The sequence below is a fragment of the Sporomusa sphaeroides DSM 2875 genome (genome assembly GCF_001941975.2).
In the GTDB taxonomy this organism is placed as follows: Bacteria; Bacillota; Negativicutes; order Sporomusales; family Sporomusaceae; genus Sporomusa; species Sporomusa sphaeroides.
In genome coordinates, this window is sequence record NZ_CP146991.1 from 1,376,705 (window position 1) to 1,390,000 (window position 13,296).

At 45.8% G+C, this 13,296-nt stretch carries 8 protein-coding genes and 3 rRNA genes (1 of these 11 running past the window's edge); 10 read left to right on the forward strand and 1 reads right to left on the reverse strand.

Annotation, left to right across the window (positions count from 1 at the left end):
* The 6 genes from SPSPH_RS06005 (at nt 1) to guaA (ending at nt 6,197) form a co-directional block, all read left to right on the forward strand.
* Nucleotides 1-582 carry an ANTAR domain-containing response regulator gene (locus SPSPH_RS06005; RefSeq protein WP_075754172.1) on the forward strand — a complete coding sequence of 194 codons (582 nt, stop codon included), beginning with the start codon at nt 1-3 and terminating at the stop codon, nt 580-582.
* A 208-nt stretch (nt 583-790) separates the two neighbouring features.
* The gene (gene groES / locus SPSPH_RS06010) at nt 791-1,075 is read left to right on the forward strand and encodes a co-chaperone GroES (protein WP_075754174.1); all 285 of its coding nucleotides are present in this window, start codon (nt 791-793) and stop codon (nt 1,073-1,075) included.
* 40 nt (nt 1,076-1,115) lie between these two features.
* Nucleotides 1,116-2,762, forward strand: coding sequence for a chaperonin GroEL (gene groL / locus SPSPH_RS06015; RefSeq protein WP_075754176.1), 1,647 nt, complete (start codon nt 1,116-1,118; stop codon nt 2,760-2,762).
* 110 nt (nt 2,763-2,872) lie between these two features.
* A complete protein-coding gene (locus tag SPSPH_RS06020; protein WP_075754178.1) occupies nt 2,873-3,520 on the forward strand; it encodes a hypothetical protein in 648 nt (215 codons plus the stop codon).
* A gap of 136 nt (nt 3,521-3,656) precedes the next feature.
* Nucleotides 3,657-4,397: a polysaccharide deacetylase family sporulation protein PdaB gene (gene pdaB / locus SPSPH_RS06025; RefSeq protein ID WP_075754180.1), complete on the forward strand. Its 741-nt coding sequence runs from the start codon at nt 3,657-3,659 to the stop codon at nt 4,395-4,397.
* Between the two features lie 258 nt (nt 4,398-4,655).
* The gene (guaA, locus tag SPSPH_RS06030) at nt 4,656-6,197 is read left to right on the forward strand and encodes a glutamine-hydrolyzing GMP synthase (RefSeq protein WP_075754182.1); all 1,542 of its coding nucleotides are present in this window, start codon (nt 4,656-4,658) and stop codon (nt 6,195-6,197) included.
* Nucleotides 6,198-6,340: 143 nt separating this feature from the next.
* Here guaA and SPSPH_RS06035 read toward each other — a convergent pair whose 3' ends face one another.
* Complete coding sequence (locus tag SPSPH_RS06035; RefSeq protein WP_075754184.1) at nt 6,341-6,592, reverse strand: helix-turn-helix domain-containing protein; 252 nt, start codon at nt 6,590-6,592, stop codon at nt 6,341-6,343.
* Nucleotides 6,593-7,421: 829 nt separating this feature from the next.
* Here SPSPH_RS06035 and ppdK point away from each other — a divergent pair.
* From ppdK to SPSPH_RS06055, 4 genes are all read left to right on the forward strand, one after another.
* Nucleotides 7,422-10,079 carry a pyruvate, phosphate dikinase gene (gene ppdK / locus SPSPH_RS06040; RefSeq protein ID WP_075754188.1) on the forward strand — a complete coding sequence of 886 codons (2,658 nt, stop codon included), beginning with the start codon at nt 7,422-7,424 and terminating at the stop codon, nt 10,077-10,079.
* A gap of 512 nt (nt 10,080-10,591) precedes the next feature.
* Nucleotides 10,592-12,148: ribosomal RNA gene (locus SPSPH_RS06045) — 16S ribosomal RNA — on the forward strand.
* A gap of 203 nt (nt 12,149-12,351) precedes the next feature.
* Nucleotides 12,352-12,468: ribosomal RNA gene (gene rrf, locus SPSPH_RS06050) — 5S ribosomal RNA — on the forward strand.
* Nucleotides 12,469-12,792: 324 nt separating this feature from the next.
* Nucleotides 12,793-13,296 (forward strand): 23S ribosomal RNA (locus SPSPH_RS06055) (it continues 2,413 nt past the right edge of the window).
* The 16S, 23S and 5S rRNA genes sit together here, the layout of an rRNA operon.

A 13,296-nucleotide genomic window follows, 5' to 3' on the forward strand; every position in this document is an offset into this window, starting at 1 on the left:
ATGGACGCTTTGCGGATTGTAATTGCTGATAATGAGTCGATTATAAGAATGGACCTGAAGGAGATACTGGAAGAAGCCGGACATACGGTGGTGGGCGAAGCCTCGGACGGGGAAAAAGCAGTTGAACTGGCCCGTAAACATCGTCCTGACCTTGTCATTATGGATATCAAGATGCCGGAAATGGACGGGATTACAGCAGCCAAAATTATTTCTACCGAGAAGCTGTCACCGGTTCTGCTGCTAACGGCTTTCAGTCAAAAAGAGATTGTGGAAAAAGCCAAGGACTCAGGGGTACTGGCGTACCTGGTTAAGCCGGTAAAAGAAGCTAATTTATTCCCTGCTATGGAAATCGCTCTTTCACGGTTTCAGGAGTTTGCTGAACTTGAGCGTGAACTGGAAGAAGTCAAAAACTCGCTGGAAACCCGGAAAGTGCTTGACCGGGCGAAAGGCGTTTTAATGGATGCCTACAGCTTAACCGAAAGTGAAGCCTACCGGCGCATTCAGCAATATAGCATGAGTAAACGGAAATCCATTCGGGAGGTGGCTGCCGCCATTGTCGAATCAGCCACCCGCAAAAGATAAATAGACGAATTTTGTGTCAGGACAGAGACTATTATGGTTTCTGGCCTGAAATTTTTTTGAAGGTTTAAAAAAAATTACGTATTTTTACCTAAATGCTCTTGATTTTTTGAAGCGAATTTTATATTATAAGTTATAGATTAGCACTCAACTCGAATGAGTGCTAACAAAAAACTGTTAAAATTAACACACAATAAAGGGAGGTCTTTACATGATTAAGCCATTAGGCGACAGAGTAGTGATTGAAGCTTTGGCAAAGGAGGAAGTTACCAAGAGTGGTATCGTTCTTCCGGACACAGTTAAGGAGAAGCCGCAGGAAGGCAAGATTGTGGCTGTTGGTTCAGGCAAAACTCTGGAAAATGGTCAAAAGGTTGCCTTAGAGGTTAAGGTTGGCGACAAGGTTATTTTCTCCAAATATGCCGGCAATGAACTTAAGGTTGAGGGTCAAGAGTACCTCATTATCAGTGAAAGAGACATCCTGGCTGTAATTGAATAATCAGCTAATTATTATAAAGTGAAAGGTAGGTAATACATAAATGGCTAAACAAATTTTATTTGACGAAGAAGCTCGTCGGGCGCTTGAGAGAGGCGTAAACGCTCTGGCTAATGCTGTTAAAGTTACTTTGGGGCCTAAAGGCCGCAATGTAGTGCTTGATAAGAAATTCGGTGCTCCGGCAATCACTAATGACGGTGTAACCATCGCCCGTGATATTGATCTGGAAGATCCGTTTGAAAATATGGGTGCGCAGCTTGTTAAAGAAGTTGCTACCAAAACCAATGATGTTGCCGGTGACGGTACTACCACAGCCACTTTGCTTGCCCAAGCAATGATTCGTGAAGGCATGAAGAACGTAGCTGCCGGTGCAAACCCCATGATTCTGAAAAAAGGTATTCAGCAAGCGGTAAACGTACTTGTTGGCGAAATCAAAAATTCCTCTAAGAAAATCGAAACCAAAGATGCTATCGCTCAAGTCGCTTCCATCTCGGCTGGTGACGAAGAGATTGGTTCATTGATTGCGGAAGCCATGGAAAAAGTCGGCAAAGATGGTGTTATCACCGTTGAAGAGTCCAAAACCATGGGTACTGACCTTGATGTGGTTGAAGGCATGCAATTTGACCGCGGTTACATTTCCCCGTACATGATTACCGACCCGGACAAAATGGAAGCCGTTCTTAACGATCCTTACATTCTGATTACCGACCGTAAAATCGGCGCTATTGCCGACCTGCTGCCGGTACTGGAGAAAGTAGTTCAGCAAGGCAAAGAACTCTTAATCATTGCTGAAGATGTGGAAGGCGAAGCTTTGGCTACCCTGGTGGTTAACAAACTCCGCGGCACCTTCCGTGCTGTAGCTGTTAAATCGCCTGGTTTTGGTGATCGCAGAAAGGCTATGCTGGAAGATATCGCCATTGTTACCGGTGGTGCTGTTATTACCGAAGAACTTGGCCGCAAACTTGACAGCGTAACTATGGAAGACCTTGGCCGTGCCCGTCAGGTTCGCGTATCCAAAGAGGAAACTACCATTGTTGACGGTAGTGGCCAGGCTGAAGAAATTAAAAAGCGTGTTAACCAAATCCGCGCTCAGATCGAAGAAACTACTTCTGATTTTGATAAAGAAAAGCTCCAGGAACGTCTGGCCAAATTGGCTGGCGGCGTAGCCGTTATCCAAGTGGGTGCTGCTACTGAAGTTGAGCTTAAAGAGAAAAAACTGCGTATCGAGGATGCCCTGAATGCTACTCGCGCCGCTGTTGAGGAAGGCATTGTTGCCGGCGGCGGCACTACCTTCATCAGCATTCAAGCCAGTCTGGAAAATCTGAAGCTTGTTGGCGACGAAAAGACTGGTGTAGAGATTGTAAAACGGGCCATTGAAGAACCGGTACGTCAAATCGCTAACAACGCAGGTCTTGAAGGTTCGGTTGTTGTTGCCAATGTTAAAAAAGCCGGTAAGGGTGTTGGCTTCAATGCTCTGACTGAAGAATATGTTGACATGATTGCTGCAGGTATTGTTGATCCGGCGAAGGTTACTCGCTCGGCGCTGCAAAATGCTGCCAGCATCGCGGCTATGGTTCTTACTACCGAAACTCTCATTGCCGATAAGCCTGAGAAAGACGGCGGCGCTGCTGCTGCTATGGGCGGCATGGGCGGTATGGGTGGTATGGGCGGCATGGGCGGTATGATGTAGCCCCTTGCCCCTTAGAGCAGAATAATCTAATAATTAAGAAAACCCCTTCCCTGTGAAGGGGTTTTCTTATATAATGGGATTATTCTAAGCAGCCTTACGGAGGTAATACATTGGAATACAATCACATTGAACAAAGCCGCATACCTGCCTGCACGCTTGATACACAATTATTTACTAAGCTATGGAGCGTTTTCAGCCAGGACGGAGATTTTCTCTGGCATGCTACCATTGGTGAAAATGATGATCTTTTAGGCAAACAAGAACTGGAAGAACGCCCGGTTCGGACGATTGAGAGCTGGGAGGAGCTTATTGCGGTTGCCAAAAAGATGCCGCGGATTGACCAGCTCACGCTGACGGTGGAAGTGCCGGAAAAGGGAACAATCGCTATTGCCCTGAAAAACTTTGTTCCCTGTAGTGGCAAGCTTATTGTCACCGGTGCAGAGGAACAGTGGGTCAATGACCGGTTTGACGATTGCCTGGCGCTGTTTACCGCCAGAAAAAAAACGTTTAACACGCTGCTGTATACCCGGCTGGGGTTTGATGTTGTCCAAACAGTCATTCCACTCGGCAGTATGTTTGTCATTGTTTTACTGGCTGCTGTGTTTTTTATTCCTATCGAAATTAGGATCAGCGAGTGGTATTGGTGGATAACGGGGGCTACCATTATTATAACTTTGCGCTCCGCTTATTCGGTATCCAACTGGCTTATTGTTTATTGCATGAACAAATATCCCTATATAAAGTGGCAAGGACGCTAGTACCTTTTTAGAACTGACAAGGTACTAGCATAAACCTCGTGCCTGACGCATACATACTTAGTATCTTATCTGTATTAAAACTCTGTTAATTTAGCACAGATGAGGTATTAGTAGAGCTGCGGAAGGAGGGGGATCTATGATTATCAGCTTGCGCCGCCTATTTAATAACCGGAATGTTTTCTATAGTATTATTGGATTATTTGCCATATCTGCCATGTATGTGCAGGTAGCTGACGTAGTTTCAGGCGGGCCGATTGCGATTGCGGGGACTCGTACCGACCAAAAGGTAGTGGCGCTTACGTTTGATCATTCCTGGGGAAACAAATTTACTCCATCCATTCTGGATACCTTGCAGAAAAATAATATCAAATCAACATTCTTTATTATGGGGCCATGGGCGACAAAGTTTCCGGAAGTGGCGCAGCGTATTGCCAAGGACGGTCATGAAGTTGCCAGCCATGGTTACCGGCATGAAAATTACGGCGACATGTCGCCTGAATGGGTGAAAGACGATATCAGCAAGGCCCATGCTCAGATTAAAGAAGTCACCGGCGTTGAACCACGGCTGCTGCGGCCGCCTAATGGCCATTATAGTCAGAAATCATTAAAAGCTACCGACGAACTTGGCTATAAAACAATTATCTGGAATGTCGATTCGCTGGACTGGAAAAACCCCGGCCGGGATGTAATTGTTGAAAGGGTAATGAAACGCCTGAAACCGGGAGCCATTATTTTGATGCATGCTTCTGACACTCCGGTACAGACAGCCGATGCCCTGCCTATTCTCGTGGAGAAGATTAAGGCCGAGGGATATACCTTTGTTACGGTTGGCGAATTGTTAGAAAAATACAGTGATAAAGGAATACAGAGACACTAGTACCCAGGGATTGTCCTACGTTGCTGATAGTGACGGTAGTAACTGTCATTGTAGCAAGCTAGGGCAATCTCTTTTTTTATCCTTATTTTCCTGCCAGGGAGGATTTTGGCGATATATGGCGAACTTGATATGATTGCATAAAGTACCGGGCTTACGCCGATAATTACATTCAGGCAGTTTTTTATTTTTATATAGTAATTACTCGCAGGTAGACAAGCCTTAGTCACTAATTTGGAGCTAATTAAAGGAGGATATTACATGACGACCGGCAAACAAGAAATGATTTTGGTCATGGATTTTGGCGGCCAGTACAGCCAGCTAATTGCCAGACGGATTCGCGAATGCGGAGTTTATTGTGAAATAGTACCTTTCAACACCAGTGTTGATAAAATACGCCAGCTGGCCCCTAAAGGCATTATTTTTTCCGGCGGACCATCCAGTGTTTATGGTGAGAATGCACCTAAGTGCGACCCACAGATATTTGAAATCAACTTGCCAGTTTTGGGAATTTGTTATGGTATGCAGCTTACCGCACACACGCTGGGCGGTAAGGTAGCCCATGCCACTTCCCGCGAATATGGCAATACCAAACTGTTTGTTGATAAAAATGACGCTATTTTTGCGGAAATTACCGGTGAAACCCAAGTATGGATGAGCCATGGCGACTATATTGCCGAACCACCGGCGGGTTTTATCATTACCGCCCATACCGACAGTACACCGGTAGCTGCTATGCAAGATAGTGCCAGAGGTATTTACGGAGTACAGTTTCATCCCGAGGTAGTACATACCCCGGAAGGTATGCATATGCTTAAAAACTTCCTGTTTACTATTTGTGGCTGTACCGGGGAGTGGAATATGGGTTCTTTTGTCGATCAGTCGATAGCTAAAATCAGGGCGCAGGTAGGCAATAAACGGGTACTGTGTGCATTAAGCGGCGGTGTGGATTCTTCCGTAGCCGCTGTACTGGTGCATCGTGCAATCGGTGATCAACTGACTTGTGTGTTTGTTAACCACGGTTTTCTGCGTAAAGGCGAGGCAGAACAGGTTGTTAAGACCTTCCGGGACGGCTTTAAAATGAATTTGGTGTATGTGGATGCTGTTGAACGGTTTATGACGCGCTTGAACGGTATCACTGAACCTGAACAGAAACGCAAAATTATTGGCGAAGAATTTATTCGGGTTTTTGAAGTTGAAGCTGCTAAATTAGGCGAAATTGACTATCTGGTGCAGGGTACTTTATATCCTGATGTTATTGAAAGCGGTACTGCCACTGCGGCTGTTATTAAGAGCCATCACAATGTTGGCGGTCTGCCGGAAGATATGAAGTTTGAACTTGTCGAACCGCTTAGAGACCTGTTTAAGGACGAGGTTCGGGAATTAGGGCGCGAACTGGGACTGGCAGAGGATATCGTTTACCGTCAGCCTTTCCCGGGTCCGGGCCTGGCGATACGGATTATCGGTGAGATCACGGAAGAACGTCTGGAAATTCTCCGTGAAGCTGATTCCATCGTATATCAGGAGATCAAAAACGCGGGCTTGTACCGCAAAGTGTGGCAGTCCTTCGCCGTGCTTCCGGCTATGAAAAGTGTCGGCGTTATGGGGGATGAGCGGACATACGCGTATACTGTTGGACTGAGAATTGTCGAGAGTGAAGATGGCATGACTGCCGACTGGGTACGCTTGCCCTATGAGGTGCTTGATACCATCTCCCGGCGCATTGTCAATGAAGTAAAAGGCGTAAACCGGATTGTTTATGACATTACTTCTAAACCACCTTCTACGATTGAGTGGGAATAGTAAGAGAAAACCCCGCAGACCTTGATTTGTCAAGATTTGCGGGGACATCTTTTTGCTCGTGGTACTACTATGATACTATTATAGAGTATAAGTACTATCCTGATATAACAACAAAAAACCCAGGCTATCTGGGTTTTTTGTTGTTATATCGAATCAATTAATTCATCACAGGAAACATTTAAAACTTTTGCAAATGCTCTGAGTTCAATATCTGTTACAAAGCGTGCTCCGCTCTCAATTCGTTGGATTGCATTCTTATCAATATCCAAACCTTGCATTTGCAGCTTATCTGCCAGTTCTCTTTGAGAAGTTTTGGGAACTAAATTTATTCTTATTTTTCTGATATTGCTTCCGCATAAATTGTTTTTGCCATCAGCAGATTTATTTTTATACATTATACACCCCAATTGACATTTACTACTTGTCATTTGGTATATTTTACTGTATGATTAGTACATAAATGACATTTACTGAATGTCATTTATGTAAAAAATATATTTTTGCATAAGGCCTATATTGCTAATGAAAAACTACAACAACGTATATATGTTATGATTGTTGCATCGGTGTTGCGTAAAGCTGCATACCCTTAGCACGACTGGCTTTATTGATGAGCGGAGTGATTAGATATGAATAATATGAATTATAACTACGCATCCAATTGCCGAGTAATTCGAAAGTCGTATGGGGAGTATCACATAACAATAACTGTTGAGCTTCCAGAGGATAAATTGAACCAAGACAGTAAAAGCATAATCATCCAAATGATGTCAGAACTTAGTGGAGATCTTTTAAATGATCTAAAATTCAATAGTTCGCGGAAAAAGTAAAACTAAAAACAAAGCTGCCAAAGATTAATGCCAAACTTTGTCCCTGTTTATTGCAAAATGAGTGCCGTTACCTAATACATCATGTCAAGGTTGCGGCATTTTGACATTTACGATTGCCAGCCGGAGTTTTTCCGTATCTAGGTCTGATTGTTTGCGGTATACTAAGGACAACATTGAAATAAGAGGAAGGTAGGCATAACTTATGGCCATTACCTCCCAAAACAGAAGCATATTTCAGAATTTTGCAATAGAATCAGAAGATATTCTCCCATAATTGAATATGATGAAAAAAATAAATAGTATATGCTAAATAACTATTTACAAGATATAGTATATCATATTAAAATGTTTATGAACCGATATGCTGATGTTTATCAGAAAGGGGTAGTTATAAGTGGCTAAACTTGTGTATTTATTCAAAGAGGGAAGTGCTGACAGGAAAGCTCTTCTTGGAGGAAAAGGTGCCAATTTGGCAGAGATGACCAATATCGGGTTGCCTGTACCTCCCGGAATGACCATTACCACCGAAGCTTGCACGGAGTATTACCGGTTGGGGCGGAAACTGCCTGAAGGTTTGCTGGATGAGGTTAAGAGCAAACTGGCTGTTGTCGAAGAACAGGCCGGCAAGAAATTCGGTGACTTAGCCAATCCGCTATTGGTATCGGTACGGTCTGGTGCGATGTTCTCCATGCCAGGCATGATGGATACTATTTTAAATTTGGGCCTTAACGAAGAAACTGTTCAATCGGTAGGGAAAAATACAGGCAACCTCAGATTTGCATACGATGCTTATCGCCGTTTTATCCAGATGTTTAGTGATGTTGTGCTGGAGATTCACAAATATGAGTTTGAAGAAATTCTCGACAGACAAAAAGATGAGCAAGGAATACGGTATGACCAGGAACTCACCGTTGAATCCTTACGCAGCATTATCAACAAGTATAAAGAATTAGTGCAAGCCAAGACCGGCAAGCCTTTCCCGGAGAATCCTTTTGATCAGTTGGCGATGGCTATTGAAGCAGTGTTCCGTTCCTGGAATAACGACAGGGCAATAGTATATCGTAACCTAAATAAAATTGATCATGACCTGGGGACAGCAGTAAATATTCAGTCCATGGTATTCGGCAATATGGGCAATGATTCAGGCACCGGTGTAGCCTTTACCCGCAATCCTTCCACTGGTGAAAATTTATTGTATGGCGAGTTTTTAACCAATGCCCAAGGGGAAGATGTAGTGGCAGGTATCCGCACTCCCCGTCCTATTAGCCAGCTAGAGGACGAGATGCCGGAAGTGTATGCCGAATTTGTCCGGATTGCCCGGCTCTTGGAAACCCACTATAAAAATATGCAGGATATTGAATTTACAATTGAACGCGGGCGTTTGTATATCCTCCAGACCCGTAACGGCAAACGGACGGCGCAAGCCAGTGTGCGAATTGCCTATGAATTGGCGCAGGAAGGTTTGATTAGCAGGGAACAAGCCTTGTTATTAGTTGAACCGGGGCAGCTTGATCAATTGTTGCATCGCCAGATTGACGGTGAGGCTGTGCTTAATGTGGTCGCCAAAGGATTGCCGGCATCACCGGGAGCGGCTTCCGGTCAGGTGGTTTTTGATGCTGATGAAGCTGAACGTATGGGCAAGGCCGGCAAGGCGGTATTACTGGTACGTACTGAGACTACACCTGATGATATTCACGGCATAGTTGCTGCGCAAGGAATTTTGACCAGCAGGGGCGGCATGACCAGCCACGCAGCAGTAGTGGCGCGCGGCATGGGTAAGCCGTGTGTGTGCGGTTGTGAAGCTATTCAGATTGATTATGTAAAGGAAGAGCTCAACATTGGGACTACAATAGTAAAAAAAGGGGAAGTAGTCTCGATCGATGGTGCAACCGGACGGGTAATTTTAGGGCAGGTGCCGATGAAAGACCCGGAAATTTCAGCAGAATATACTGCACTCTTAGAGTGGGCTGATCAATATAAGCGCCTGGGGGTAAAAGCTAATGCCGATAATCCGGAAGATGCGTTAAAAGCCCGCGAATTTGGCGCAACGGGAATTGGCCTGACCCGGACAGAGCATATGTTTATGGCTCAGGACAGACTGCCTTATGTTCAGCAAATGATTTTGGCTGAATCTTTGGAAGGGCGCCAAGAAGCATTGCGTCACCTTCTGCCAATGCAGCAAAACGATTTTTATGGAATTTTAAAAGCCATGGAAGGGTATGATGTGTGCATCAGACTGTTAGATCCACCCTTACATGAATTCCTGCCCAGTGTGGAGGATTTGCTGGTCGAAACGACTACGCTTAAAATAACAGGAGAAAATCCGGCACTGTTAGAAGAAAAACTGCAGTTATTAAAGAAAGTGCGCGGACTGCACGAATTTAACCCTATGCTTGGGCACCGTGGCTGCCGCCTGGGGATTTCTTTCCCGGAAATTTATGAAATGCAAATACAAGCCATTTTTAATGCTGCCGCTGCACTAACCCGTGAAGGCTGCAAGGTGTTGCCTGAAGTTGAAATACCGTTGGTTATGGATGTTAATGAAATGAAATTCTTCAGAGAGAGAGTTACAACTATTGCTAAAGAAACCATGGATAAGGAGGGGGTTACCTTCCATTACTCTGTTGGCCTGATGATTGAACTGCCGCGGGCGGCAATGTTAGCCGATGAGCTTGCCGAGTTTAGTGACTTTTTTACCTTTGGCACTAATGACCTGACGCAAACTACTTTCGGGTTTAGCCGTGATGACGCGGAAGGCAAGTTCCTGCCAGACTATCTGGATAATAAAATACTCAAAGACAATCCATTTATTACACTTGATCGCAAAGGTGTAGGCAGACTTATGCGTATGGCTGTTGAAAGCGCACGCAAGGTCAAGCCTGAAATTGAATTTGGCATTTGTGGTGAACATGGCGGTGAGCCCAACTCGGTTAGATTCTGTCATGAAATTGGCTTGAATTTTGTAAGTTGTTCGCCTTACCGCGTGCCGTTGGCCAGATTAGCGGCTGCGCAGGCTGCTATTAGTGACGGCGAGATTGTTGGCACCAGATAGTAAGCAGAATGAATCTTCGGAAAAGCGATCACAGCGATGCGTTAGCGTTGCTGTGATCGCTTTGTTCGATGGTCAAGAGTCGACAAAGCAGATTATTGCATATCCGGGGTATATTATTTCTTGTAATTAATAAGAATAAGTATGTTGACAGCAGCTTGGCAGCTATGCTAATATAAGAAAGTCGCTGATTGCTGCGACAAAATATTCCAGAATCAATTAAAAAATAACAACAAAGATTATGTTGACATGATGTAATAAACGTGGTAACATAAACAAGCTGTCACTGAGGCGGTGAGCGCCGGTGGCACTAGCGGTTCCCTGAAAACTGAACAATGTAAGTAATGCATCATAAAAAGCCAGATGTGCGGTTTCATGTCGCTTGCGACATGAAAAACCAAAAACATAAGCAGGCACACAAAATCTATGATTTTGCTGTGATCGCTTAGTTAGATGCTTGCATCTAACATCAATTAGTTATTATGAGCCAACAAAAGGCTTCAATAAATAAAACTTTATTGGAGAGTTTGATCCTGGCTCAGGACGAACGCTGGCGGCGTGCCTAACACATGCAAGTCGAACGGAGTATTTAGCAATAGATACTTAGTGGCGAACGGGTGAGTAACGCGTAGACAACCTGCCTCTAAACTGGGGACAACACCGCGAAAGTGGTGCTAATACCGAATGTGGTAACTTGGCTGCATGGCTAAGTTAAGAAAGATGGCCTCTACATGTAAGCTATCGTTTAGAGATGGGTCTGCGTCTGATTAGCTAGTTGGTGAGGTAACGGCTCACCAAGGCGACGATCAGTAGCCGGTCTGAGAGGATGAACGGCCACACTGGGACTGAGACACGGCCCAGACTCCTACGGGAGGCAGCAGTGGGGAATCTTCCGCAATGGACGAAAGTCTGACGGAGCAACGCCGCGTGAGTGAAGAAGGTCTTCGGATTGTAAAGCTCTGTCGTTTGGGACGAACGTGGATTGTGTGAATAATGCAATCTAATGACGGTACCAAAGGAGGAAGCCACGGCTAACTACGTGCCAGCAGCCGCGGTAATACGTAGGTGGCAAGCGTTGTCCGGAATTATTGGGCGTAAAGGGCGTGTAGGTGGATTCTTAAGTCGTGTGTCTAAGTGCGGTGCTCAACACCGTATGGGCGCAGGAAACTGGGAATCTTGAGTGCAGGAGAGGAAAGTGGAATTCCCAGTGTAGCGGTGAAATGCGTAGATATTGGGAGGAACACCAGTGGCGAAGGCGACTTTCTGGACTGTGTCTGACACTGAGGCGCGAAAGCCAGGGGAGCGAACGGGATTAGATACCCCGGTAGTCCTGGCCGTAAACGATGGGTACTAGGTGTAGAGGGTATCGACCCCTTCTGTGCCGGAGTTAACGCAATAAGTACCCCGCCTGGGGAGTACGGCCGCAAGGTTGAAACTCAAAGGAATTGACGGGGGCCCGCACAAGCGGTGGAGTATGTGGTTTAATTCGACGCAACGCGAAGAACCTTACCAGGGCTTGACATTGAGTGAAAGATCTAGAGATAGATTCCTCCCTTCGGGGACACAAAAACAGGTGGTGCATGGCTGTCGTCAGCTCGTGTCGTGAGATGTTGGGTTAAGTCCCGCAACGAGCGCAACCCTTATCCTTTGTTGCCAGCGCGTAAAGGCGGGAACTCAAGGGAGACTGCCGCAGACAATGCGGAGGAAGGCGGGGATGACGTCAAGTCATCATGCCCCTTATGTCCTGGGCTACACACGTACTACAATGGGCTTAAACAAAGTGAAGCAAGACCGCGAGGTTGAGCCAAACACACAAACAAGCTCTCAGTTCGGATCGGAGGCTGCAACTCGCCTCCGTGAAGTCGGAATCGCTAGTAATCGCAGGTCAGCATACTGCGGTGAATACGTTCCCGGGCCTTGTACACACCGCCCGTCACACCACGAAAGTTGGCAACACCCGAAGCCGGTGGGGTAACCTGAAAAGGAACTAGCCGTCTAAGGTGGGGTCGATGATTGGGGTGAAGTCGTAACAAGGTAGCCGTATCGGAAGGTGCGGCTGGATCACCTCCTTTCTAGGGAGATAACAGACTTGAAATATAGTCTGAAATCCTAGGTCGGTACATTTGGCAGAGCATTACGATACTAGACGGAGCTTATGTGCTCGCTGTAGTATCACTTACATTGTTTAGTTTTGAGGGAATGCTAATTAGCAAAACTTACTTGTTGAAACTGATAAGTAAGTATGCTAACATAGATATTCCTGAAAAACACCATATCCAGTGACGATAGCTGTGGGGCTCCACCTGTTCCCATCCCGAACACAGTAGTTAAGCCCATAAACGCCGAAGGTACTTGGCTGGAAACGGCCTGGGAGATTAGGAAGTTGCTGGTTCAGGAACGAAAGCTACCATAACATGCTTGTTGAAACAAACAAGTAGTTATGATAACATAGATGTTCCGTTGTTCCTTGAAAACTGCACAGAAGAAAGCAAAGTTTAAATTACCTCTTATATGCAAATATGAGAAGTTCTTAAACGCGCAATTAGGATTTATACTGAAGGCAAACGTAAGCTATGAAAGTGGCGACGCGAAACTGGCTAGTGTGTATCAGATGCGAGGCGGACCGGAAGACGTTGCCGCGCCGCGTACAGTCGTACGCAAGCAAAACGTCTGAGGACCAACGAAGCAGATGATGCGCAATAGACAGTTGCAGCTAAGTCAAGTTAATAAGGGCATACGGTGGATGCCTAGGCGCCAAGAGCCGAAGAAGGACGCGGTAAGCTGCGAAAAGCTAGGATGAGCTGCAAGCAAGCTTTGACTCCTAGATCTCCGAATGGGGGAACCCGGCGGTGGTAATGCACCGTCACACTACTTTAGTAGTGAGGGCACCCGGGGAACTGAAACATCTAAGTACCCGGAGGAAAAGTAATCAAACGAGATTCCCTAAGTAGCGGCGAGCGAACGGGGAAGAGCCCAAACCAGAGAGCTTAGCTCTTTGGGGTTGAGGACTGACATAAATCAGAAAATATCTAGTCGAACTACCTGGAAAGGTAGGCCGCAGAAGGTAAAAGCCCTGTAGGCGAAAGATTGCATCTGAGGGTCAGAATCCAGAGTACCACGGGACACGAGGAACCCTGTGGGAAGCAGGGGGGACCACCCTCCAAGGCAAAATACTCCTTGGCGACCGATAGCGCATAGTACCGTGAGGGAAAGGTGAAAA